Raw genomic sequence first — 20,479 nt, forward strand, 5'->3', positions numbered from 1 at the left:
ACACATTCCCAGGATGGGATTTTACAAGTTTTAACGAGGGATGCTGGCAACATCCCTTTTTATTACCCGTTTGATTCGCGTCTACTTTGTCCGGTGGCCTGATAATTATTCTGTAAAACCTTCAAACCTAGATACATCTAAATCAGCAGTAGCAGCCCATTCCAGATAGTTGAAATATTGTTTTACGTCACCGATCGCTACATCACAATCAAAGCGCAAGCCTTTAAACTGTGGATGTTGGCGGATTTGTCCAAGTAATTCTTGTGCTTGAGAAACTAACTCAGGCAAGGAATTAGCGCTTATGCTTGCCTCTGATTCAATGCCGGAAATTGTAAAAGTCATGGCGTTAGTACTCTTTCTAATAACCAGTTAACAAAGTCGAGGGGAGATAACAGGATGTTGATCGCTCTCACGCGATTAGCTTTTTTCCCAGTTCGGTGATGATGCCTTCAATTTCTTGGGTCAGGTCAGTTTCATCTGGGGTAACTTCTGGCTTTTGTTGTGCAAGTCCAGCCAAATCTCTAATCGCTCCCAAATATCCTTGCTTTTGGTGTTGCCAGTGCTGATTGATACTCTCGGTTAGTTCCGTATCTCGCACAGCCAAGTTATTTAGAATCAGTTGGTTCTTAACTTGGGCTATAGCGTCTACTGCTGCAATTTCTTCTGATGCCTGCCTAGTTAGCTGTTCAATCAGCGTCATTTGGGCGTTAGGGCTTGAGCCGGGGGTAGGGGCTGTTAGATGTTGCTGTTGCCCTTGTAGGGATAGAGCATTTTGTGGCTGTTCTGTAGCTGGCTCAGATGTTTGCTGTGTTAAATTTTGTGAATTTTCAGGTAACTCTGAGGTGCTAGCCACAGTTGGTAATTCTGGCTGAAAGTATGAGGCGATCGCTTCTAAATCTAATTCCGAAACTGCCTTTACAGTGTCGAAATCATCAGGGCGAACATGGCTTAAAGCCAGTCTCAAGCTTTGTTCCGTGGTCATATATCTTAAGCAAGCATCATGAATGCTTACTGTGTCTGCTGTTGGTGCTGTGGTTCTCTTCCGTGTTGCCATGATTTACGCTCCCTTTTGGATTTTTTGGATTTGCTGGAATGCTTGCTGATAGCGGTATCTAGAAAAATCATTCGGATTTTTGGCGATATAGCCTTTGACCCGTTCGCCGCGTCGTAGCTGTGCCATTAGCCGCCCTACTCTGCCCAAAACCCATGCTTGGTAGGGTGATAAGGGTGATTCCCGGTCGTAGCTGCCATCGTGGTTTTTTGGGTAGGCATCTCTGAAACTGGGAATTCTCCAGAAGGCTAAATTCTCCCAAGTGACCAAAGTAGAACGGCTTACACCCAAAACCTCAGCTAAATATGTCTTGGTAGATGGAAAATCTAAAAATAAATCTAAATCTGTAGAGTGTTTGCTCCGTCTAGGTTTCATGGGTTTACTACAGTAATCAATGTGAATCAGATAGTAACTAGCTAGCAATCAGAAGAAGTACACATCACGATGTAGCACCTAAACGCTAAACCCCTTACTGTGTAAGTCGCTGGGGTACTCGTAGGACGCTAATTAGTGACTTGTTGTTGATCGATTGCTCTGGTGCTAATATAGCAACAGGTGCGTCACTTAGTCAACTAGGAACTACAAACCGCTTTTGGTAGGTATTTGGAGCCATAATTGGACAAAAGTGTTTATATAGTTGTTCTTATGCCTTCAAGCAAGCCACGAATAACCTTGAGATTAGATCAGGAGGATATAGAATTCCTAGACCATTGGGCAAACAAAGAGTTTTTAACAGTTCCCCAATTGACTAGGGTGCTAGTAAAACGGGCGATCGCAGAACAAAGGAAATTAGAACAAGAGAAATCGGCATGACAGAAGCACAAATCCAAGACATTTACTCACGCCTGGATAGCCTTATATGTGAGGTCAATTCACTCAAGTTACTAATCGGCACGATAGGGACAAGCCAAGTAGCGATGCCTACGGCGAGCTACGCTAACGCCAAAAGATAAAACGGGAGAATTGACAATGGTCAGCAGTCTTAAAGAACTAATTGATGAGCCAGAATTGGGTCATACCTCAGACCCAGAGGAAAGGTTTATCAGCAGTGGCGTAAGTTGGGAGAGCTATGAATCGCTACTAGCCAAACTAGAAGATAACTCTCATTACCGTGTTACTTATTTAGATGGAATATTAGAGATAGTGTCGCCATCAATCAGGCATGAAAAAATCAAAACGAATTTAGGGATGCTGTTAGAGCGTTTCTTTTACAGCAAGCGCATTCGTTTTGTACCTATGGGAAGTTCTACTTTTAGAAACAAAGCAAAAAAAGCAGGTGCGGAACCAGACGAATGTTACTGCATAGGTGAAGAGAAAAGTGTACCGGACTTAGCCATAGAAGTAGTTCTCACCAGTGGCAACATAAGTAAATTGGAAATCTACCGAAGATTAGGAGTTGCAGAAGTTTGGTTCTGGGAGAGAAACCAGTTTAAGCTATACCACCTACGGGACAATTCCCAGACTGAGCTTGCCACTATTTACCCTGATACTTATGGCTATGAGCAAATAGCAGCAAGCGAAATACTGCCAGGGTTAGACATTTCCTTGCTAGAGCAATGCATTACAATTTCAGATTCAATTCAGGCTGTTGATGAATTTGAACAGGGGTTAAAAGCGGATAATGAGTGAAACAGATAGCGCCTCAAATCGCTCTAATCTATCGTAGAGTTGAGCGATTTGAGGCGACCACAAATAGAACCTTGTCCAGTCAGACAGTACTTTTAGAAGAAGTTTTACGGATACTCCGCGATGCAAAAGGCGGGAAGCTACGCAATGGCGGTACTGGTATATGAAGAGATTTCCAAAGTATGCGATCCCCTTACCAATAGTTTGTATTTTTGAGGACTACACAAAAGATATAAAATCTTAGCTTAATTCATCTAGAGTTCACAAAATAACTAGCAAAAAAAATGCTAGCTACACAGCCCTCAGCTTTTTGAGTGCGATCGCAGGGATTAGATAGATTAATCAATCCACCACGGTAAGCAAAAGCAGCGCACAAAGAAACGTTTAGTAGACGTTTCAGCCCCCGGACTCTGCAACCAGCAAGTCTAATTAAATTTATAACTATTTCAAGCTTACCGACTAATCCCTACAATCTGCAAATTTAAAAGTTAAGGGGCTGTCCAAACCAACAAAGGACAACCCAATGAATAAACCCCTCACTTTTGACAGACAGGGGTTTGCGAATGAAAAGCCTAGTATTCTAACGCAAACTTTCCCCAACAATCAAGAATCTCGAATTTCGGAATTATCAAACCATATAAGCGATCGCCGAACTAGCACCAAATATTTAAAAGCGGGTTGCTGTGACGTTGCTCTAAGACCATGCCCCGACCCGGATTTACTGCGATCGCCTAACCTCAACTTAGAGGAGTCCTTTTACTTACAGCGATTAGTTAAGCTTGGCTGGTTTAGTGGTCAGGTGGCCGCCGTACTTCTCCAAATTGAAGCCAAGGTTGGAGGGGTGGCAGTATGAATCACAAAGGATTCGGCAAGATAGCCTCACCCCAAAAATCACTAAATCAAGAACTAAGGCAGGTTTTTAGAAAATTCAACAAGCGAGGTAAGCTCAGAAGTACCCCTTGGGCTTTGCATGAAGTCTCAAGACTTGAGTCCAGAGATGGAAAAGTCCATCAAGTTGTTGTAGCCGACAACCAAAATGACATGGCGCAAGGCGATGCCTGCTCTGGGCGTAGCCATCACCATGATAGCGAAATTCAAGCACTGGGTAATTATCAAGGATTCAAAGAGCCATCCGCACCTTATACTTTGCCAGCCAGAGAAGATTTTGAAGCAAGCCACTGGCAAGAGTGGGGTGAGAGTGGGATTGACAGTGAGATAGCGGCACTTAACTTCAAATCGCTGTCAGGGAATGCCGCTTTTGATTACTTGCTCTACTCCGATAAAATCAGCCGCCGTAACGATGGGCGGCTACGCGATGGGGATATGCGGCGATATGCTCACCTCTCTAATGGTGGTTGGTGGTGTAGCGGAATAAATATTATCACTGGTGAAGATTCCGATTGGGGATGCTTCAAGCCCAACACGCCAAGAATAGATGAGGGTAACAACAAGGCAATTAAGTATGAGCATCCCCCCAAAGTTGACACAGAAATTTTTGCCTTACGGATTCCCGCCCGGATCTGGGAATTAATTAGTCGCCGCTACGATGTGGCACTACCAGAAAATTACCAAAGTTTACCTTTTGGTGATTTTTGGCGATGGGTGAGAGAGAATACCCAAATTCCCGTTATCATCTGCGAGGGTGCTAAAAAAGCAGCTGCAATCTTATCTTGTGGTTATGTCGCCATTGGTATACCCGGAGTATGGGGAGGCCGTCGCCAACCAAAGGATGAATATGGCGAAAATAACGGCGCACCGTACCTAATCCCACAGTTAGCCGCTTATGCTCAATCAGGGAGGCGAATTTATTTCTGTTTCGATGCCGATGTGAAGCGCACCACGGTTAGAAGCGTGAATGGTGCGATCGCTAAAACTGCCAAGCTTTTATCTTTGCGTGGTTGTGAAGTCCGAGTAATGGGGTGGCATCTGGCATTAGGTAAAGGGATTGATGATGTCCTAGCCGCTTACGGCCGCGACCAATTTGATACTATTTACTGCGATGCCCTGAAATTAGATGAGTGGAACACCAAGCAACTAAGGCGGCTCACATACACCCCAGATTTGAACTTAAATCAGCGTTACTTGGGTGAGTTGGCTATTCCTTTGGGTAAGCAGCTAATAGGCTTGAAATCGCCAAAGAACACAGGTAAAACTCACTTACTCCAGTGGCTAACTGACCCGATAATTCGCGCTGGTGAGAGGAGAGTGTTAGTAATTACCCATCGGGTGCAACTGGCAACCCAGCTTGTAAAAAAACTGGGATTACCTTTCATTACCGAAGTGAAGCAGACTGAGCAAGGCTCACATTTCGGAATGGGGTTAGTAATTGATAGCTTACATCCAAAAAGCCAAGCCAAATTTAACCCTGATGAGTGGAAAGGGTGCTGGTTGATTTTGGATGAAATCATGCAGCTAATCTGGCATTTGTTGAGCAGTTCGACTTGTCAGACCGATCGCGTAGCCATCATCAAAAATTTCAAACGCCTGCTACAAAATGTTGTTAATTATGGTGGGAAAATCTTCATTGCCGATGCTGACTTAAACGATATTGGTATTGACTTTATCAAAGGGCTGCTTGGGCAAGAGATTGACACTTTTCTCGTGGAAAACACATTTAAGTTTGTAGAGCCTTGGCAGGTAAATTTAGTACAGGGTAATAATCCAGCACAATTAGTAAAAATCCTTACCCAAAAACTAGAGAATGGGGATAAGTGCTTTGTTGCTTTGTCTGGACAACGGGCTAGTTCTAAATGGGGTTCTCGCAATTTGGAGGCGTACTATAAAAAACTGCTGCCACATCTGAGAATTTTACGAATTGATTCTAAAAGTACAACTACCCTTGGTCATCCGGCTTTTGGCTGTACAGATGATTTAAATGAGGTAATTAAAAACTATGACCTCGTTCTAACTACCTCGACCATTGAGACTGGGGTATCAATTGAAGAAAAGCATTTTGATTATGTTTTTGGGATTTTTCAAGGCGTACAAACTACCGATGGTGTCAGACAGCATTTATCACGTTACCGCCCTCCAGTCCCTCGTTACATCTGGCTTAATCCAGTAGGCATCAATAGGGTAGGCAATGGCTCCAATAGTGTCAAGGCATTACTAGCAGGTGAGTACATCAAGAATAAAGCCAATATTAAAAAGCTCGTTGATTTGGGATTTGAGGAATCGATAGAAGGCAATTTTGAGAGCATTTGTATTAATACTTGGGCGAAGTTAGGGGCAATCATCAATGATGGGATGAATAGCTATGAATCGCAAATTATTAGTGATTTGAAATCTGAGGGACATATCATCTGTGAAGTCAGCGCAGATGAATTACCCGAACCCGCAGAAGTAGAAACTACTAAGCAAGAAATTTACAACAACTGCAAATCAGAATATGCGGGACACTGTGAGAATGTAACTGCATCTGAAAGCATTACAGATGAACAGTTTTTGAAACTAGATAAACAAAATTGCAAAACTGAGTCCGAACAGTTAAAACACAGAAAAGGTGAGATTGAAAGGCGTTATAACGTGACCATTACTCCCGAATTAGTAGAGAAAGATGATCAAAACTGGTATTCTATAATTCGACTAGATTACTACCTTGGCGTGGGTAGGGAATTTTTACCGGATAGAGAAATAAACGTCATGTCTACCGCTTTAAAAAATGGCGATGGAGATTATTTCATTCCCGATACTAATAAAAGCTTTATTGGGAAAAAAATTGATGCTTTAGACTGGATTGGGTACAAAGAGCTTCGAGAAACGGACGGATTGAGCAACAATCACCCATTAGCACAAGCAGTATTTGAGAAAGCAAAAACTCATCAGTCCGATTTGAGCTTAATTCTTGGCGCTAAGAGTAATATGTTTGCTCTTCTAAATACTCCCATGCAAGTCTGTCAAAAACTAGCGTCTCTTACTGGGTATAAATTCCCCCGATTGCGGCGAGAGGGAACACGAGGCAACCAAGTCTGGATTTACGGTGTCGCCGCGCCAGACTTCCAAAAAGATGATGAGGGGAATCTGGTTTTTGTCGATGGCCGCGCTGTTCCCGTTAGCGATCGCCGAGAGGAAGTTTTTACGGCATGGGTAGAGCGCGATATCCTAGCCAGAGAAAAAGCCGCCAAAGCCAAACTGGAGGCACAAGTACAAGCAACAATTCCCAATTGCCAATTGTCAGCACTTGCAGAAACCGAAATTAATACGCTGACTACATTACAAGAACAGTACGCAGAGCAAAAAACACAGACCCTAACAGAAGAAGTTGAGTCAATAGTCATCACTCATGACTCAGAAAGTCAGGTAATCATAGCTGAGTTACCAGTTGAAAATCATCAGCAGTCCACAGAAGCGGTAATTGAGAAACTACTAAAAATTTCTAATTGGGGAGAAGTAGCGGCGAACCAAGCCGAGATTGATCAAGTTTGGCCGCTACTTTCAGAAAACCAGCGTTCGCATCTCTGGCAACTTCATCAAAAATATCAGCAGCAATTGTCTTTAGAGGAATTGGCACAGAGGGCGATCGCTACACAAGCTGAAATTAAGGAAACGGGTTTTGGTTCCCACTTCCGAAGCTATGTTTTGAAAGCTGTTAGAGGGGGAATAGCGATCGCTCGGAAATGCTGGGGCGACAAGCAAGAATGCTCAATTCCTTTAAATCAACTATTGCTAGCCACTGGTTAGAGTTTGTGTACCTAGTCAATTTTCAGAACACCAAACAATCATGACAAAAACAAAAATATCATATTTAGCAACCCCTGAAGAGGTAGCGGATTATTGGCAAGTCCTTTTGCAGACTTTCTGATGGATTAGACCAGATAAAAAACAGTTGAAATCCCCAACAGAATGGATGGTAGAAGATAAAGACCCCGAATTTGGAGGCTCACGCCCCAAAATTAACATTCATTGATGATGTCCTCACTAGCACCCTATTGGCGTAATACACTCAAAGTAAGAAGTCGGGTAGTTGACCGTGGAATTATCAACGCTACAAGGACAACCAGCAAGTATTCTCGGTTTGGCAGGGCAACAGTCGATAGATGCTGCAACTGTTTTGTTGGCATTTGAAGCTGGAATCAATTACTTTTTCTTTTACAATTTGGAATCTGAAAACTTTTTGGGTGGCTTAAAATCTCTCTTGCTAACAAACCGTGAGCAGGTCTTGGTGGCAACGGGGAGTGAAAACCGAGATATACAATCTTTACGCCTTTACCTCGACTCTGTGCGCTATCGCCTAGATGTCGAGCAGGTGGATGTATTTTTTATTGAATATGTCTCCCCTGGTGACGACATGGCTCAGGTTCAGGCGTTGCTTGATGAACTTTATTCGTGGAAAGATAAAGGACTTGTGCGCTACGTGGGAGTTACCATACACAATCGAGCTATTGCTTTAGAAATGATAGAACGTCATCAGTGTGATGTGTTGATGCACCGCTACAATATGGCACATCGTCAGGCTGAACAAAACGTTTTACCTGCTGCTCAAAAAGCTAGTATTCCCGTGGTGGCATTCACTTGCACGCGCTGGGGAACGTTACTCAAAGGGCATCACAACTGGCACGGAAAGTTACCTACGGCAGCAGACTGTTATCGCTATACACTAAATCATCCAGGGGTGCGTCTGGCGCTCACCGCCCCCAAAACTAGGCAGCAATTAGAAGAAAATCTCGCTGTTCTGCAAGCGCCCCAAATTGAAGCCGAAGAAGTAGCTAAATGGCACTCATACGGGAACTTGATTTATGGTAATGGGCAAGACGCATTTGATACTCAATGGGTTTGAGAGGTGGAATGGTTGAGGGGAGCGATCGCATAACACGAAACCATATTGGGATTTGACTGGGATGCAGACCTTTTTCTTAGAGGAAATTTGGCTCAGTAGCTGTTGCTCAGGCATACCTCGCAGCGTCGCACTTTGACATGATCCATCTGTAAGATAGCCATGTAATAGATGCTTGAATATAGAAGTCAAACAAAAAACCAATTATACCCATGTCGGAAATTGAAAACTTGGGAGTGAGTGTAGAAGAGTATTTAGAGGGATTGGCAGCAGGGATTGACATTTTAGAGTTGAAGCGGTTAGAAGCAAGGGGAATTCCCACCAATTTAGCTTTAGAAGTGATGGCGATTATACCAAAGGTAATCAATGGCACAGCCACACCTGAAGAGGTTGTCCGAGGACTAATGATTATGTCGCCATCCTTAAGAGAGCAAATTGAATAGTTTCGAGAATTACCACATTGGTTTACTTTGGGTTGTCGCCTTGCATCAGTGCATCTAACTGAGCTAACAACTTCTCTACTTTGGATTTTTTCTTCGGATCATCCCACACTTTCGCTTTTTTGAAACGTTGAAAAGTATCATCAACGCGGTCTTTTATGGATGCTGATTCTGTTTGCTTTGATGACTCTGATTTAGACTGCTGCTCAATTTCTTGAATCTTACGCTTGATTTCGCTCAGTGAGAGATTGTAAGCGATCGCATCTTCTAAGAATTGTTTTCTTGTTTTTTCATCACCAACTCGTGCGATCGCTTTGGCTTTACTTGTCTCCAGTTTCCCCTGACGTAATACCTCTAAAATGTCAGTGGGCAAATTGAGCAATGGCAAACGATTGCTGATAAAAGAGTCTAGTTTAATATTGCCGAGCGAGGTCAAAACCTCCTCCACTACACTAATGACATCATTGCCAATAACGTTATTGGCAGCAGTTCTACCACGCTGTTGGTTTTGAATGTGATGTAGCAGTGGTGGTACTTCTTGGGGTGAAATTTTTAATTTGACAGCCAAAAGTCGCACAATCCCATCAGTTTCTTCAAGGTCAGTGAGTCCCGAACGAGCGAAGTTTTCTATGAGGGCAATTTCTAGAGCATCTTCATCATTGAGTTGACGAATGACTACAGGGACTTCTACCAATTCCAGAATGTGTCCTGCTCTGTAGCGTTTTGCCCCTGCTACTACCTCATGTTTGTCACTGCCAGGGATAGGACGGACTAAAAGTGGTTCTAGAATGCCGTTTTTTCTGGCAGTAGCAACAATTTTGTCTACCTCTTCTGGGTCGATGTAGTACCGCAGTTCTGCTTTAGGCAGCACAATCAAACTTAGGGGCATAGTCGCCTTAGTTTGGTTAGTATCATCCCTAAAGATAAACTCTTCTACCATTCTTCTATCTCTTGCCATTGGTTACTCCCAAGGCTTCGGTAAAAAGTGCCTCAAAATCTTTGGCGGCGCGTTTAGCTGTTGCTCCTGGTAGTTCCCAAACCGTCGTGCCTTGCCCTGGTGCATCAGCAATTACCTGTAAGTCATACACCATTGTTTTTAGTAAAGGAAACCCTGTGTTTTTTTCTGATAATGCTCTTTGGGCATCTTTGAGTAATACAGTTCCTTTTTTTGCGTGATTTAAAAATAAACCAACATGGGGCATACCACCTCGCAGTTCTCTTGCCTGCCGCAAAATTCTTACCATTTTTGATGTACTGTGCATATCTAGACCTGCTGGTTTACAGGGTACTAGGGCTAGGTCACATCTAGATAAAATTGCCTTGGTTGTTTCACTTAGGCTACCTGGCCCGTCTACAACTACAGCATCATATTGTTCTGCTAAAGTCGGCAGTTCATCAAATAAATCATCCGGGTCTATCATTGTTTTACACGGCAGTTGCAGGTCTTTCATCCAGTTAGTACTACTCTGCTGTGCATCTGCATCCACAATCATCACTGTTCCGCGTTGGCTTAACCAATACGCCAGATGACCAGATACAGTAGTTTTACCAGCGCCCCCCTTCTGGTTTGTTAACCCAATAATCATAATTTTTTTTAAAGTCTTGCTCAATTTACTATTGCGCTTGTATCTGTCGCAATTAATTTTCACTATTTAGCAGTAATAGTATCAGTTTTTTTTGAGATGACTTGAAGTACTGCGATGGCTTTGCCCGCCGCAGCCATCGCATCTCATTAGATAGGCCCTTTGCCAATAACGTTATTGGTGGAAATGCTTTTGTGAAAATCAGTGAAGTTAATTGTGCGAACTTCTCATGCAATGGCATTATTGGCTCATCTGGTAATTTCATGCTTTATGCCGTTAAATTGATGAAATATTGAGCGATGGGATGAATAACCGAATTCATCATCGCGTTCATAATATTGTTGAATCCAATTCTGTAAAAAATCAAAAGTTTGTGCCTGTTCTTCAGGCGATTGGAATTTATGCACTTCCCAAGGGCGATTGCGGTTATTTTCAAGACACTTATCAATGCCAGGATTGAGGAAATAAATTTCAGTTGAGAATTCAAGAGCAATTTTGAGTAGCGTAGTATAGCAACCTTCAATTACCCAAGCAGTATTATTTTCTATGAAGTCTTGTAGATCCCTAACTGAATGTTCGTGATTACGCCGTATGGCAATTTGGTTTGCTTCCCATGCAATAGTATCGAGATCGAGAACTGGAATGCCGAAGTCTTTGCCAAGTTTATTGGCAAGAGTACTTTTGCCAGAACCAGAATTGCCAAATATTAAAAATCGATGCATAACAATGATTTAATTAATAGCGATCGCAAGAGTGGTTTCTGTGGAGCATCACACTCTTACTTATCATCTCGTAAATACAATCTGCTGCTGTCAATCGGACTACATCTTTATGCATATTATGATTTTTTTGTAAAGACATTGATTACTAAAATTTAAAATAATAGCTTTAATAGAAATATAAGATAATTTCTCACTTAATTAAATGGTGAGAAAAAGGAGTTGCTATGTTGACTCACACGATACCTATGCAATGGCTAATAGAGCTAGTGCAAGAATATCGAAACATTACTAAACGCAATCTGTTTTACAAAACAGTAAATTTGGCTTCTTCACCTTCAGACTTTCAATGGATCAGACAACTGTATTATTTATCCTGCGACTTTACAGCAGCAGTGGCGTTACGTTATGGTAGCTGCCACGATGCACGTTTTCGTGATGCTTTTGGCGAACACGCTGCTGAAGAAGTGACGCACCCTGAAGAACTAGCTGATTGGATGCGTGAATCTGGCTTACTAGCTCCTGATGAACAACTAACTTCAATACCACCAACATTTGAAACTTTAGCGTTAGGGTCTTATTTTATCCGCTCTGTGATGCGTGAATCGATAGCACATCAGATTATTACGCTGAATTTGGTGGCAGAGGGGCTTGCTTACGACTTCTATGCCATTGTCAACCCTAAACTAGCCGAAGTAGGATTGACCCCTAAAGGTTATTGGTTGGTTCATCAAGAATCAGATATGGAACATCAAACTTTAGGGCTTGAGTTAATCCCAGAATGTGAGCGCAATTCATTGTGTGGCAGAGGATATACTCATACTATGTGGGAAGTGTTCAGCCTTTTTAACCAGTTATTATACTCTTGGAGTGGAATGCCAGTAGAACACAAACCCCAACTTCCTACACCTATAGAATTGGGTAGTTATAAGGGAAAATCCTAGTTGGTATTGAGCCGATAGAAAAGGGAATCCACCAGAGAGGTACTGCCCCTCCTATATCTGTGTTATCAGCACAGCGCCTCGCTTTTCGGCTTCTGGTGGAAAGCGGAAGATGGAGGAATTGAACCCCCAGGTGTTACCCTGCTCTAGTTTTCAAGACTAGTTGCCCTCCCTTGAGCAGCATCTTCCATATAAGGGGTGTCTGGCGGGACTTGAACCCGTTATGACTGGTTCCACAAACCAGCGCCGCGACCACTTTGGCTTCAGACACCATCAATGGAATCAATGGGACTTGAACCCATAACCTCCTGCTTGCAAGGCAGGCGCTCTAGCCAATTGAGCTATGACCCCATGTGGCAGGAGTGACAGGATTTGAACCTATATAAAACCGTTTAGAAGACGGTTGCCTTATCCATTAGGCGACACTCCCATAAATTGGTAGCCCCGGCAGGGATTGAACCCGCGACTTCCTCTTTGTAAGAGAGGCACTCTCCCAACTGAGTTACAGGGCTAAAAGAGCGATTGACGAGACTCGAACTCGTACCGTGAGTTTGGAAGACTCTGATGCTGCCATTACACCACAATCGCATTGAAGCTGGTGACAGGAGTTGAACCTGCAACCTACTGATTACAAATCAGTTGCTCTGCCAATTGAGCTACACCAGCATTTTGATAGTACCCCTGACAGGGCTTGAACCTGTAGAAAACCCGTTTTAAGCGGGTCATGTCTTCCAATTGCATCACAGGGGCAAGGTGGGTCGCCAGAGACTCGAACTCTGATCACTCCGCTTAAAAGACGGGAACTCTAGCCATTGAGCTAACGACCCACGAATCCGAGTGGTAGGATTTGAACCTACGACCGCCTGTTCCCAAAACAGGAGTGCTGCCAAGCTACACCACACCCGGATAATACTGCCCTGCCAGGATTTGAACCTGGAATCTCCTCGTTCAAAGCGAGGGATGTTGCCAGTTACACCACAGGGCAATAATTGGCTGCCGAGGTTGGAGTTGAACCAACATCTCTATGATTCAGAGACGAGCGCGACTTTCCCAGTCGTCCACTCGGCAATGAATGGCTGCCCCAGTAGGACTTGAACCTACAACCCCCGCGTTAACAGCGCGTTGCTCTGCCATTGAGCTATGGGGCAATGTGCCAGTCCCCCAGGTCAGTATCGAACTGACGACCTCCTGTTCTTCTCCTATCGGAGACGCTACGCGAACAAACAGGCGCTACTACCAACTGAGCTACCAGGGGGTAAGGCGAGAACGGAAGGACTTGAACCTTCACTTTTCAGTTTCGTAGACTGATGTGTTATCCAGTTACACCACGTTCTCATAAGGCGGAGAGAGAGGGAGTTGAACCCACAGTGAGATGATGAATCTCACAACTGTTTAGCAAACAGCTTGCCCTGCCAATAGCAATCTCTCCATAATGGGCCGGGCTGGAATTGAACCAGCAACGCAAACGCGGCGGTTTTACAGACCGTTACCTACACCAATAGGTGAGCCGACCCAAAAGGTAGTGCAGACGGGACTTGAACCCGCTAATTACACGCTTGAAAGACGTGCCGCTCGGCCACTTCGCTTCTGCACCATGTATGCCATGTAAGTTGAAAAAGCTGTTGATTCACACACAGGAATTGAACCTGCATAGACTGTTTAAGAGACAGTTGCCTTACCATTCGGCTAGTATGTAAGCTTTTTCGATTAGGACACGGCAACGCACAGACTAGGACTTGAACCCAGAACAACAGTTTTGGAGACTGTGGTGTTGCCATTACACCATCTGTGCATTTGGTAGCAGTGGCGAGAGTCGTTCGCGCCAGCGTTCCCGAAGGGTACTCGCATATACCAAGTTATGAGCTTGGGGCTTTGCCGTAAATCGCTACACTGCAACGTTTGGAGTCCAGGGCGAGAATTGAACTCGCACAGTCGGTTTTGCAGACCAACACCCTACCATTAGGCGACCTGGACATACTACGAGGACGACAGGAATCGAACCTGTGACCACTTGCCTCGGAAACAAGCGCTCTTTCCGACTGAGCTACATCCTCATTTGGAAGCCTTGACGGGAGTTGCACCCGCTTCTCCGTGCTTGAGAGGCACAGCGACTTGTCTATTTGTCCACAAGGCTACACGGGGATGATGGGATTTGAACCCACGGTCTTTCGCACGAATATAGCGACTGCTTTAAACCGGACTAAGCTACACCCCCACGTTGGATGGCAATTATTTAGTTTTCATGGTTCAGAAGTGTTTGCGCTATGCCTTTTTGAGAGGCTGTAGTGCTTCACTACATTTATACTACATAATGTATTACAAGATGTCAAGGGCATACTACAAACTTTTTGAAAGAACTGAGGGGGCAGTGTTACGTAATCGCGGTATTGCCCTCTCTGATTGAGTTTGAAGTAAATTACTCAGATTCACTCAGGCGTTGTGCGTTCCAAAATTGTTCAGCAAATGCAACTGCTGGGTGAATTGGGGCTTTGGGCTTGCTTTTGAGTACCATTCCAGCTTCATGCGGTAAGCGATCGCTCTTGATTGAATTACACTTCTCACACGCTGTTACAACGTTGTCCCAACTGTGCTGCCCACCTTTTGAGCGGGGAATTACATGGTCGAGCGTCAGACACTTGCTGCTGCCGCAGTATTGGCAAGTGTGGTTGTCTCGCTTGAGTACTTCACGCCGATTTACAGGTGGTACTTTCCAGTGGCGTTCGGGATTACCAACGGTCAAGCGAATATGTTCGGGAACTTGTAGTACGATGCTGGGTGAACGAACTTCCCACTGCTTTGTACTGCCAAAATCCAACGACTCAGCCTGACCAGTAACTAACAGCACGACTGCTCGTTTGATGTTGATACGTGCCAGTGGTAGGTAGTTCTTAGAGAACACCACCACCGAATTTTGTAATATATGTGGTTGCTGACTTTGCTGTTGAGCTTGCATACCTTGATTCACTCCTCAAAAAACAACCCCCGCCTCTGAGATTCAGGAGCGGGGGTCAGATAGTTGATACTTTTTGCCCTATGTTGGTGCTGTAAGACATTTGCACCTCCCGCTTTGGATAAGTTGATCTAGATTCAGCCATCCGGTAATCGCTTCAAAAATATTTTCACGCTGCAATTTTCCGCCGCCAAAACAATACATTCCCTCAAACGCAAATAGCACGATTACTCTGCCTAAACCCTTGTTGGGTCGGCAATGCATCACGCTGCTAATGGTTGAGGAGAATCTGCTTATCATTGAAGGCTTGTAGTATTTGTAATTGAGACTTATATCAATAATACAGTTGTAGTATGCGTTTGTCTACTGCACAATTCTGGGGACGGGCGAACGCTGCGTGAATGCCTTGGCGGTAAAGGCTAAATTTGCAGATGGGGCATCATTTTTTCTCAGCACAACCTTCTAAAACCTTATTCCCCAGGATAAAAATTGCCGAGTATGGATACTCTTTATCTGACATACCATCGCTACAGGCATCGACTTTTTTGATGATTAAGATATCGTTTTTAATTTTCCGAAATCGCTAACTTTACTGTGGTAGTAACACACAGACAAGCAAATATAACGCACTTTCTATAATTAACCTTTGGGAATATACCCAACTCAAGCCTAGTCGTTGTGACTAGGCTTTTGAGTTTGAGTCTGTTACCCGAAGAGTTAAAGCAGGTATCGCATTTACCACAACGATAACTGCCCCGGTGAAACATTAGACTTACCGCCTCTATGGTATAAAAGGTGACAAGCGCTGCACAGAGCTATAAGGTTGCCTCTGTGATTATTTGCTGGATTTCTGTCCCAATGGTGTACCTGTAGCGTGTACACTCTACGTTTTGAGCGTGTAAGTTTTGCTGTGTTTTCTCCTGGGGGGATGCACTGTAACCCGCACTTTTGACAACGCCACTGGGCTTGTTGCTTAACTGAAGTGGCAATTTCTGACCAATTGTCTGGGTACAGAGAATGGGTGAACATCATTCAGTATAATTAAACTGCGGCTTGACCAATTGTAATGCCAATAGCAGTACGAAAGCTTAATCAAATTCATTCATACATATAGGCGATGGCAACGCAAGCGCCGCAGGCATCGCTACTAGCCATAAATATCTTTTAATACAGCTTCTAGCCCCGCATTTAAATCTTGCAGTGCTGCATCCAAACTTTCATAACTTTCTTTTCCCTCCCAAAACATTCCACCACAATCGAGTGCGCGCACAAAAGAATTGAGAGGACTATCTACGTCATAACCAATTTCAATCCAGCCTTCATGCTCATCTACCCAACGAGCAATATTTGGGTAAGTTTTTTCAAATGAAACTTTCATATTTTCCTCCAGAACTAATCACCCCATCACTCATCATCATCGGGCAAATACAACCCACTACTATCAGTCGGTCTGGCATGAAGATACATTTCCGTAATCGCTACCGAACTATGCCCCAATGTTTTTTGTAACAAGTGTATCGGCGCTCCTCTGTCTAAGCTGTGACTAGCGTGGCTATGTCTGAGCCAGTGGGGTGATACATTCCCCTCAATAAGAGCGCGGTTTGCAGCATTTTTCACAATATGAAATACCATTGACCTACACAGATGACCACCCTTGGCGGAAACAAACACTGGGTCATCGTGTTTGGCGTAACCCTTTAAAGAGTTAATCTCCCGCCAAATACCAGCACCCACCAGCACGGTTCTCGTTTTATCACCCTTACCGAATACCGTGATTTGTCCACCATCACCACGGGCTTTGAGGTCACGCCACTTGAGGCTACATAATTCACTTACCCGTAAACCCGCAAAATAAAGTAAACGAACCAGAGTGCGATCGCGTCCATTTGTCGTGGAATTTATCAGTAATCGTACTTCCTCTTGAGTGAGAATTCGCTCTGCCAATCGGTTCTTTGCCTTGGGTGACTTAACTAAAACACCCAAGTTCGCCGATATCACCCCCAACTGTTTAGCAAAGGAAAATAGACTCTTTATTGCTCCCACTGCTACCCGCTTGGAATTATCAGAACTACTTAGTGTCATCACCCACAGTTGAATATCCATGAGGGTGCAATCAGAAGCGGGCTTGTTGACATGAGAAAAAAACCGCTCGGCATAGCGACGGTAGCCGTCAACGGTGTTCTTACTTTTACCATGCAGCCAGAGGTCGATAAGTTCGGTATTAGTGAGCGTGGGAGTATTCAACATTGGTTATTCTTATGTTGAATGCTCCTCCATTAAACCCTACTGTGGGGACAGTGGCAGTTATTTCACTGGATGGTAAAGTCCATCTTTTGCATTCCATTCCCAACCTATGCCTCTGGGGTCGCGGTTACGAGTCCAACTGATAAATTCTTTGGTAGTGAGTTTTTCTCGTTCCGGTGCGAGGCTTGACGGACTTAAACCTAGTCGCGGTGCTAGATTTTCATCCGGCAATGCTTGCAGTTCAACTAGGGTTTGTTGGTATGGGTTAGCTTGTCTTCTTTGTTTGGGTTGACTGTTGTATCTATTTGATGAAATAGCCCGTTCCAATTTTTCCAGATGCTTGGAGATAGCCTCTAGTTTGGTTTCCAGCTTCTTCTCTAGCTGCAAAACCGATTTACTGCTGGGGGCAACATCGATATCAATATTGCTATCAAATTTAGATATCAATTCCTCTAAGCCTTGCTGCAAGGCAATTGTATGCCCTTGGCGATGCAGCCGCGATAGTTCTCTGACTACTGGAATTAGGGCAGTAGGAACGCGAATCATTTCGCTTGGTGGGGTCTTGTCGTCAGCCATTTGATATCAATTTTGATAGCAATGAACTGATTGTAGAGCCAAAGCGATAAGGAGCGATCGCTCATAAGCATTTTCTTAGAGGAAACGCGATGCCGAAGGCGGCAAGCTACGCTCTTGTAGTCAAAATCTGGAAATCGCCTCAAAAATGATGATGATTAAATTAATCTCCGATAGTATCTAAAATTTATGCGTTTAATCAAACGTTTTCAGGCTTTGGCTGTTGCCACTGGGCTAATTGCTCTATTGGGGTGTTCGCCAGCGCAAACCCAAGTGCCAACACCAACCATAGAAAAACCATTGCAGGCAACACCGATTGTACCTACTAAACCCTCAACTAGCGCTAACCTGCTTTTGGGAAATCCCAGCAATGCGATGGCGTACCCGCCCGCCGCAGGCATCGCCCTGGTGGATACTCCTGATAATTATCTAATGGCAAAAAACCAGTATGCACTCTCTTACAACCGAAGCAAGGGAACTCCCAACTGGGCAAGCTGGCAGTTAAATAAGTCATGGCTAGGGAAAGCAGAGCGTCAAGATAACTTTCGCCCTGATAATACTTTGCCTGCGGGTTGGATGCGGATAACTCCTTCTATGTACTCTGCTTCAGGTTATGACCGAGGACATATTGTACCTTCGGCAGACCGCTCTCTAACGATAGAGGATAATTCCTCAACTTTCCTCATGACCAACATGATGCCGCAGACACCAGACAACAACCGGAACACTTGGGGGAATTTAGAAGACTATTGCCGAGAACTGGTAAGCCAGGGAAAAGAACTTTATATTGTAGCTGGGCCTTTTGGTAGTCTTGGCGAACCCCTAAAAGGTAAGGTGACGGTTCCTCAAACTACTTGGAAAGTGGTTGTTGTACTAGACAGCCCTGGCTCTGGACTTGATGGTATTACTGCAAGCACCCGTGTCATCGCGGTGAACATACCCAACGAGCAAGAAATCAACAACGATTGGAGAGCTTATAAAGTCAGTGTTGATGAATTAGAAAAACTCACAGGCTATGATTTTCTCTCTAATGTTTCGCCAAACATTCAAGAAGTTATTGAAAGTAAAATAGATAATTCGTAAACAGGTCAAGTTTCAACAACTTTTGTGGACAGTCCGATACTGTCTGCCGATGGAGTTTGACCAATAACATAAACATCAATCTCTTTACTGCTGAGGCGATACACCTGTAAATTACTCAGGTTTTCTTTGAGTGTCTGCACAAGAGATTGAAATCGTTTGACGGTTGCTTTCTCTTCTTCCTCATGCCAATCTTCTTCTGTCGTTGCCACTTGAAAAAAATCGTCAATCCCAACAATTTTAATGGGTGTATCTTGAGGATGATTTGTTTGTTGTATAACTTTTTGGGGTGTTACAGGTGCAGCATCTTCCCAAAGAAAAACTTCAAACGGATACTCAGACTCACTCATCATGAGTAAACCATTCGCTGCTGTACGAAGCTGGTCTAGGATTTCTGAATTAGTTTTGGTCATAAGCACTTAATAGAGCGTAGTTTACATACGTTGGCAGGCATCGCAATAAACTATATCATCCATCTATCTGCTTTTTTAGACAGTATTGGTGGATTTTTATTCATATTTGTTATTTATAACGGTACAAGACAAATAACTAAAAATGGTGCATTTTAAAAGTAGTGTAAATATCGTAAATTATGGACGCTGCTAAACGCCTTGCTACTCTAAATCGCATCCGCAAACTCAGCCGCTTGATGGACACATCTATACGTATCTCTTTAACGGGTTTTCATATTGGAATAGACCCAATTATCGGTTTGATTCCCGGTGCAGGTGATTTAATCAGTACAGCGTTTTCAGCTTACATTATATTTTTAGCAACCCGCTTTGGCATCCCACAGCGAGATTTAGCCAAAATGATTTTTAATGTAGGTTTAGAAACAGTTGTTGGTACTGTGCCTTTAGTGGGTGATTTATTTGATGCTTTCTATAAGTCCAACATTAGGAATTTAGCAATTTTAGAGCAACATTTGACAGTGGTTGAACCAAAACTTAAAGAAGTATCTGATGAACTTTACTCTGGTAAGTTCAGCCAAGTTTAAGTAAGAAAGTAGATAGAGTTTTCCAGAAATTGCTCTACACGCTATCATCCATCCACCCACATTCAGGGCAATCCCAATGCACCCGCGCCGTGTAGTCGCGGTCAAACTCATATCCGCATTGAGGGCATTTGCCAGTAAACATAGGATGGGTATCTAGCAGCTCTAGCTGTTGCTGTTGCGTCAATTGCTGTTGTGGTTGCAGTATTAATTCACCGTTATAGTAGGTTGCCCCTTCCGGTTGCCATAGCTCCTCTACTTCAGCGTTGGGGTCAAGTCGAAAGTCCAAGCAGCTATCCCCCTGTGGCCCTGCTGGGTGAACGGCACAGACGAGGTAAGGATCATGTGAGTAGAGGAGACAGCGATCGCACTGATGGATTTTCATAGTGCTAGTGTACTGCTTTGAAGCAAGCGATGCCTACGGCGGTAAACTACGCACCCAAAGGCAATTTGTTCCTCTAAGAATTCTAGAGGGGCAATCGCTCGACTGAGTGCAACTTTTCCT

Annotated in this window: 22 protein-coding genes and 24 tRNA genes; 10 read left to right on the forward strand and 36 right to left on the reverse strand. The window is 43.9% G+C overall.

What is annotated here, in order from left to right:
* Nucleotides 1-105: 105 nt before the first annotated feature.
* The 3 genes from ACFFRD_RS04640 to ACFFRD_RS04650 form a co-directional block, all read right to left on the reverse strand.
* Nucleotides 106-342, reverse strand: coding sequence for a hypothetical protein (locus tag ACFFRD_RS04640; RefSeq protein WP_258169923.1), 237 nt, complete (start codon nucleotides 340-342; stop codon nucleotides 106-108).
* Between the two features lie 67 nt (nucleotides 343-409).
* Nucleotides 410-1,054 (reverse strand): hypothetical protein, encoded by a 645-nt coding sequence (locus ACFFRD_RS04645; RefSeq protein ID WP_193947044.1) that lies wholly within the window; start codon nucleotides 1,052-1,054, stop codon nucleotides 410-412.
* 3 nt (nucleotides 1,055-1,057) lie between these two features.
* Nucleotides 1,058-1,426 (reverse strand): hypothetical protein, encoded by a 369-nt coding sequence (locus ACFFRD_RS04650; protein ID WP_392476836.1) that lies wholly within the window; start codon nucleotides 1,424-1,426, stop codon nucleotides 1,058-1,060.
* 297 nt (nucleotides 1,427-1,723) lie between these two features.
* Here ACFFRD_RS04650 and ACFFRD_RS04655 point away from each other — a divergent pair, with 297 nt between their 5' ends.
* From ACFFRD_RS04655 to ACFFRD_RS04685, 7 genes are all read left to right on the forward strand, one after another.
* Nucleotides 1,724-1,864: a hypothetical protein gene (locus tag ACFFRD_RS04655; RefSeq protein WP_392476837.1), complete on the forward strand. Its 141-nt coding sequence runs from the start codon at nucleotides 1,724-1,726 to the stop codon at nucleotides 1,862-1,864.
* 156 nt (nucleotides 1,865-2,020) lie between these two features.
* Nucleotides 2,021-2,680: a Uma2 family endonuclease gene (locus ACFFRD_RS04660; RefSeq protein ID WP_392476838.1), complete on the forward strand. Its 660-nt coding sequence runs from the start codon at nucleotides 2,021-2,023 to the stop codon at nucleotides 2,678-2,680.
* The gene (locus tag ACFFRD_RS04665; RefSeq protein WP_392476840.1) at nucleotides 2,677-2,844 is read left to right on the forward strand and encodes a hypothetical protein; all 168 of its coding nucleotides are present in this window, start codon (nucleotides 2,677-2,679) and stop codon (nucleotides 2,842-2,844) included. Before ACFFRD_RS04660 ends, ACFFRD_RS04665 begins: the two co-directional genes overlap by 4 nt.
* A gap of 356 nt (nucleotides 2,845-3,200) precedes the next feature.
* Nucleotides 3,201-3,530: a hypothetical protein gene (locus ACFFRD_RS04670; protein ID WP_392476841.1), complete on the forward strand. Its 330-nt coding sequence runs from the start codon at nucleotides 3,201-3,203 to the stop codon at nucleotides 3,528-3,530.
* A complete protein-coding gene (locus ACFFRD_RS04675; RefSeq protein WP_392476842.1) occupies nucleotides 3,527-7,357 on the forward strand; it encodes a plasmid replication protein, CyRepA1 family in 3,831 nt (1,276 codons plus the stop codon). The genes ACFFRD_RS04670 and ACFFRD_RS04675 overlap by 4 nt, the downstream gene beginning before the upstream one ends.
* 289 nt (nucleotides 7,358-7,646) lie before the next feature.
* Nucleotides 7,647-8,453, forward strand: a complete 807-nt coding sequence (locus ACFFRD_RS04680; protein ID WP_392476843.1) for an aldo/keto reductase — start codon at nucleotides 7,647-7,649, stop codon at nucleotides 8,451-8,453.
* Between the two features lie 209 nt (nucleotides 8,454-8,662).
* Entirely contained in the window at nucleotides 8,663-8,893 is a 231-nt protein-coding gene (locus ACFFRD_RS04685) for a hypothetical protein (RefSeq protein ID WP_094344845.1), read from the forward strand.
* 22 nt (nucleotides 8,894-8,915) lie between these two features.
* On the opposite strand, the gene ACFFRD_RS04690 is transcribed toward ACFFRD_RS04685, so the two are convergent.
* The 3 genes from ACFFRD_RS04690 to ACFFRD_RS04700 form a co-directional block, all read right to left on the reverse strand.
* Nucleotides 8,916-9,848, reverse strand: a complete 933-nt coding sequence (locus ACFFRD_RS04690; RefSeq protein ID WP_392476844.1) for a ParB/RepB/Spo0J family partition protein — start codon at nucleotides 9,846-9,848, stop codon at nucleotides 8,916-8,918.
* A complete protein-coding gene (locus ACFFRD_RS04695; protein ID WP_179076743.1) occupies nucleotides 9,835-10,476 on the reverse strand; it encodes an AAA family ATPase in 642 nt (213 codons plus the stop codon). The genes ACFFRD_RS04690 and ACFFRD_RS04695 overlap by 14 nt, the downstream gene beginning before the upstream one ends.
* 245 nt (nucleotides 10,477-10,721) lie before the next feature.
* On the reverse strand, nucleotides 10,722-11,195 hold the full coding sequence (locus ACFFRD_RS04700) for a shikimate kinase (protein WP_185580269.1): 474 nt from the start codon (nucleotides 11,193-11,195) through the stop codon (nucleotides 10,722-10,724).
* A gap of 224 nt (nucleotides 11,196-11,419) precedes the next feature.
* Here ACFFRD_RS04700 and ACFFRD_RS04705 point away from each other — a divergent pair, with 224 nt between their 5' ends.
* The gene (locus tag ACFFRD_RS04705; RefSeq protein ID WP_094344841.1) at nucleotides 11,420-12,136 is read left to right on the forward strand and encodes an iron-containing redox enzyme family protein; all 717 of its coding nucleotides are present in this window, start codon (nucleotides 11,420-11,422) and stop codon (nucleotides 12,134-12,136) included.
* A gap of 103 nt (nucleotides 12,137-12,239) precedes the next feature.
* Here the strand turns inward: ACFFRD_RS04705 and ACFFRD_RS04710 are convergent.
* The 28 genes from ACFFRD_RS04710 to ACFFRD_RS04845 all read right to left on the reverse strand — a co-directional run bounded on the left by ACFFRD_RS04710 (nucleotide 12,240) and on the right by ACFFRD_RS04845 (nucleotide 17,903).
* Nucleotides 12,240-12,322, reverse strand: a tRNA-Ser gene (locus tag ACFFRD_RS04710).
* A gap of 8 nt (nucleotides 12,323-12,330) precedes the next feature.
* Nucleotides 12,331-12,404 (reverse strand) — tRNA-His (locus ACFFRD_RS04715).
* A gap of 6 nt (nucleotides 12,405-12,410) precedes the next feature.
* Nucleotides 12,411-12,484: transfer RNA gene (locus ACFFRD_RS04720), tRNA-Ala, on the reverse strand.
* Nucleotides 12,485-12,487: 3 nt separating this feature from the next.
* Nucleotides 12,488-12,563, reverse strand: a tRNA-Arg gene (locus ACFFRD_RS04725).
* Nucleotides 12,564-12,569: 6 nt separating this feature from the next.
* Nucleotides 12,570-12,645: transfer RNA gene (locus tag ACFFRD_RS04730), tRNA-Val, on the reverse strand.
* Between the two features lie 5 nt (nucleotides 12,646-12,650).
* Nucleotides 12,651-12,721: transfer RNA gene (locus ACFFRD_RS04735), tRNA-Gly, on the reverse strand.
* 5 nt (nucleotides 12,722-12,726) lie between these two features.
* A tRNA-Thr gene (locus ACFFRD_RS04740) sits at nucleotides 12,727-12,799 on the reverse strand.
* A 10-nt stretch (nucleotides 12,800-12,809) separates the two neighbouring features.
* A tRNA-Leu gene (locus ACFFRD_RS04745) sits at nucleotides 12,810-12,883 on the reverse strand.
* Between the two features lie 4 nt (nucleotides 12,884-12,887).
* A tRNA-Lys gene (locus ACFFRD_RS04750) sits at nucleotides 12,888-12,960 on the reverse strand.
* A gap of 5 nt (nucleotides 12,961-12,965) precedes the next feature.
* Nucleotides 12,966-13,039 (reverse strand) — tRNA-Pro (locus ACFFRD_RS04755).
* 6 nt (nucleotides 13,040-13,045) lie between these two features.
* Nucleotides 13,046-13,118 (reverse strand) — tRNA-Gln (locus tag ACFFRD_RS04760).
* Nucleotides 13,119-13,123: 5 nt separating this feature from the next.
* Nucleotides 13,124-13,201, reverse strand: a tRNA-Gln gene (locus ACFFRD_RS04765).
* Nucleotides 13,202-13,206: 5 nt separating this feature from the next.
* A tRNA-Asn gene (locus ACFFRD_RS04770) sits at nucleotides 13,207-13,281 on the reverse strand.
* A gap of 9 nt (nucleotides 13,282-13,290) precedes the next feature.
* A tRNA-OTHER gene (locus tag ACFFRD_RS04775) sits at nucleotides 13,291-13,388 on the reverse strand.
* A 6-nt stretch (nucleotides 13,389-13,394) separates the two neighbouring features.
* Nucleotides 13,395-13,468 (reverse strand) — tRNA-Arg (locus ACFFRD_RS04780).
* A gap of 6 nt (nucleotides 13,469-13,474) precedes the next feature.
* Nucleotides 13,475-13,562 (reverse strand) — tRNA-Ser (locus ACFFRD_RS04785).
* A 4-nt stretch (nucleotides 13,563-13,566) separates the two neighbouring features.
* Nucleotides 13,567-13,647 (reverse strand) — tRNA-Tyr (locus ACFFRD_RS04790).
* A gap of 6 nt (nucleotides 13,648-13,653) precedes the next feature.
* Nucleotides 13,654-13,727: transfer RNA gene (locus ACFFRD_RS04795), tRNA-Glu, on the reverse strand.
* A gap of 34 nt (nucleotides 13,728-13,761) precedes the next feature.
* Nucleotides 13,762-13,829: transfer RNA gene (locus ACFFRD_RS04800), tRNA-Lys, on the reverse strand.
* A 25-nt stretch (nucleotides 13,830-13,854) separates the two neighbouring features.
* Nucleotides 13,855-13,925 (reverse strand) — tRNA-Trp (locus tag ACFFRD_RS04805).
* A 108-nt stretch (nucleotides 13,926-14,033) separates the two neighbouring features.
* Nucleotides 14,034-14,107, reverse strand: a tRNA-Cys gene (locus ACFFRD_RS04810).
* 6 nt (nucleotides 14,108-14,113) lie between these two features.
* A tRNA-Arg gene (locus tag ACFFRD_RS04815) sits at nucleotides 14,114-14,187 on the reverse strand.
* 3 nt (nucleotides 14,188-14,190) lie between these two features.
* A tRNA-Glu gene (locus ACFFRD_RS04820) sits at nucleotides 14,191-14,267 on the reverse strand.
* A gap of 3 nt (nucleotides 14,268-14,270) precedes the next feature.
* A tRNA-Tyr gene (locus ACFFRD_RS04825) sits at nucleotides 14,271-14,348 on the reverse strand.
* Between the two features lie 201 nt (nucleotides 14,349-14,549).
* On the reverse strand, nucleotides 14,550-15,086 hold the full coding sequence (locus ACFFRD_RS04830) for an HNH endonuclease (protein WP_094344840.1): 537 nt from the start codon (nucleotides 15,084-15,086) through the stop codon (nucleotides 14,550-14,552).
* A 1,144-nt stretch (nucleotides 15,087-16,230) separates the two neighbouring features.
* A complete protein-coding gene (locus ACFFRD_RS04835; RefSeq protein WP_094344839.1) occupies nucleotides 16,231-16,461 on the reverse strand; it encodes a hypothetical protein in 231 nt (76 codons plus the stop codon).
* Between the two features lie 26 nt (nucleotides 16,462-16,487).
* Nucleotides 16,488-17,330 (reverse strand): tyrosine-type recombinase/integrase, encoded by an 843-nt coding sequence (locus tag ACFFRD_RS04840; RefSeq protein WP_094344838.1) that lies wholly within the window; start codon nucleotides 17,328-17,330, stop codon nucleotides 16,488-16,490.
* A gap of 57 nt (nucleotides 17,331-17,387) precedes the next feature.
* Nucleotides 17,388-17,903 (reverse strand): hypothetical protein, encoded by a 516-nt coding sequence (locus ACFFRD_RS04845; protein ID WP_392476845.1) that lies wholly within the window; start codon nucleotides 17,901-17,903, stop codon nucleotides 17,388-17,390.
* Nucleotides 17,904-18,089: 186 nt separating this feature from the next.
* Here ACFFRD_RS04845 and ACFFRD_RS04850 point away from each other — a divergent pair, with 186 nt between their 5' ends.
* Entirely contained in the window at nucleotides 18,090-18,983 is an 894-nt protein-coding gene (locus tag ACFFRD_RS04850; RefSeq protein WP_392476846.1) for a DNA/RNA non-specific endonuclease, read from the forward strand.
* 5 nt (nucleotides 18,984-18,988) lie between these two features.
* Here ACFFRD_RS04850 and ACFFRD_RS04855 read toward each other — a convergent pair whose 3' ends face one another.
* A complete protein-coding gene (locus tag ACFFRD_RS04855; RefSeq protein WP_392476847.1) occupies nucleotides 18,989-19,393 on the reverse strand; it encodes a nuclease A inhibitor family protein in 405 nt (134 codons plus the stop codon).
* Nucleotides 19,394-19,572: 179 nt separating this feature from the next.
* On the opposite strand from ACFFRD_RS04855, the gene ACFFRD_RS04860 reads away from it, so the two are divergent.
* The gene (locus tag ACFFRD_RS04860; protein WP_392476848.1) at nucleotides 19,573-19,977 is read left to right on the forward strand and encodes a DUF4112 domain-containing protein; all 405 of its coding nucleotides are present in this window, start codon (nucleotides 19,573-19,575) and stop codon (nucleotides 19,975-19,977) included.
* Nucleotides 19,978-20,011: 34 nt separating this feature from the next.
* On the opposite strand, the gene ACFFRD_RS04865 is transcribed toward ACFFRD_RS04860, so the two are convergent.
* Nucleotides 20,012-20,359, reverse strand: coding sequence for a hypothetical protein (locus tag ACFFRD_RS04865; RefSeq protein WP_392476849.1), 348 nt, complete (start codon nucleotides 20,357-20,359; stop codon nucleotides 20,012-20,014).
* Nucleotides 20,360-20,479: the final 120 nt, after the last annotated feature.

Source organism: Nostoc sp. C110, from assembly GCF_043099725.1.
GTDB lineage: Bacteria > Cyanobacteriota > Cyanobacteriia > Cyanobacteriales > Nostocaceae > Nostoc > Nostoc muscorum_A.

Bases quoted from the DNA above. Each gene is read 5' to 3' on its own strand.
- ACFFRD_RS04640 (WP_258169923.1), bottom strand. From the start codon at position 342: ATGACTTTTACAATTTCCGGCATTGAATCAGAGGCAAGCATAAGCGCT.
- ACFFRD_RS04645 (WP_193947044.1), bottom strand. From the start codon at position 1,054: ATGGCAACACGGAAGAGAACCACAGCACCAACAGCAGACACAGTAAGC.
- ACFFRD_RS04650 (WP_392476836.1), bottom strand. From the start codon at position 1,426: ATGAAACCTAGACGGAGCAAACACTCTACAGATTTAGATTTATTTTTA.
- ACFFRD_RS04660 (WP_392476838.1), top strand. From the start codon at position 2,021: ATGGTCAGCAGTCTTAAAGAACTAATTGATGAGCCAGAATTGGGTCAT.
- ACFFRD_RS04670 (WP_392476841.1), top strand. From the start codon at position 3,201: ATGAATAAACCCCTCACTTTTGACAGACAGGGGTTTGCGAATGAAAAG.
- ACFFRD_RS04675 (WP_392476842.1), top strand. From the start codon at position 3,527: ATGAATCACAAAGGATTCGGCAAGATAGCCTCACCCCAAAAATCACTA.
- ACFFRD_RS04685 (WP_094344845.1), top strand. From the start codon at position 8,663: ATGTCGGAAATTGAAAACTTGGGAGTGAGTGTAGAAGAGTATTTAGAG.
- ACFFRD_RS04690 (WP_392476844.1), bottom strand. From the start codon at position 9,848: ATGGCAAGAGATAGAAGAATGGTAGAAGAGTTTATCTTTAGGGATGAT.
- ACFFRD_RS04695 (WP_179076743.1), bottom strand. From the start codon at position 10,476: ATGATTATTGGGTTAACAAACCAGAAGGGGGGCGCTGGTAAAACTACT.
- ACFFRD_RS04700 (WP_185580269.1), bottom strand. From the start codon at position 11,195: ATGCATCGATTTTTAATATTTGGCAATTCTGGTTCTGGCAAAAGTACT.
- ACFFRD_RS04705 (WP_094344841.1), top strand. From the start codon at position 11,420: ATGTTGACTCACACGATACCTATGCAATGGCTAATAGAGCTAGTGCAA.
- ACFFRD_RS04830 (WP_094344840.1), bottom strand. From the start codon at position 15,086: ATGCAAGCTCAACAGCAAAGTCAGCAACCACATATATTACAAAATTCG.
- ACFFRD_RS04835 (WP_094344839.1), bottom strand. From the start codon at position 16,461: ATGAAAGTTTCATTTGAAAAAACTTACCCAAATATTGCTCGTTGGGTA.
- ACFFRD_RS04840 (WP_094344838.1), bottom strand. From the start codon at position 17,330: ATGTTGAATACTCCCACGCTCACTAATACCGAACTTATCGACCTCTGG.
- ACFFRD_RS04845 (WP_392476845.1), bottom strand. From the start codon at position 17,903: ATGGCTGACGACAAGACCCCACCAAGCGAAATGATTCGCGTTCCTACT.
- ACFFRD_RS04850 (WP_392476846.1), top strand. From the start codon at position 18,090: ATGCGTTTAATCAAACGTTTTCAGGCTTTGGCTGTTGCCACTGGGCTA.
- ACFFRD_RS04855 (WP_392476847.1), bottom strand. From the start codon at position 19,393: ATGACCAAAACTAATTCAGAAATCCTAGACCAGCTTCGTACAGCAGCG.
- ACFFRD_RS04860 (WP_392476848.1), top strand. From the start codon at position 19,573: ATGGACGCTGCTAAACGCCTTGCTACTCTAAATCGCATCCGCAAACTC.
- ACFFRD_RS04865 (WP_392476849.1), bottom strand. From the start codon at position 20,359: ATGAAAATCCATCAGTGCGATCGCTGTCTCCTCTACTCACATGATCCT.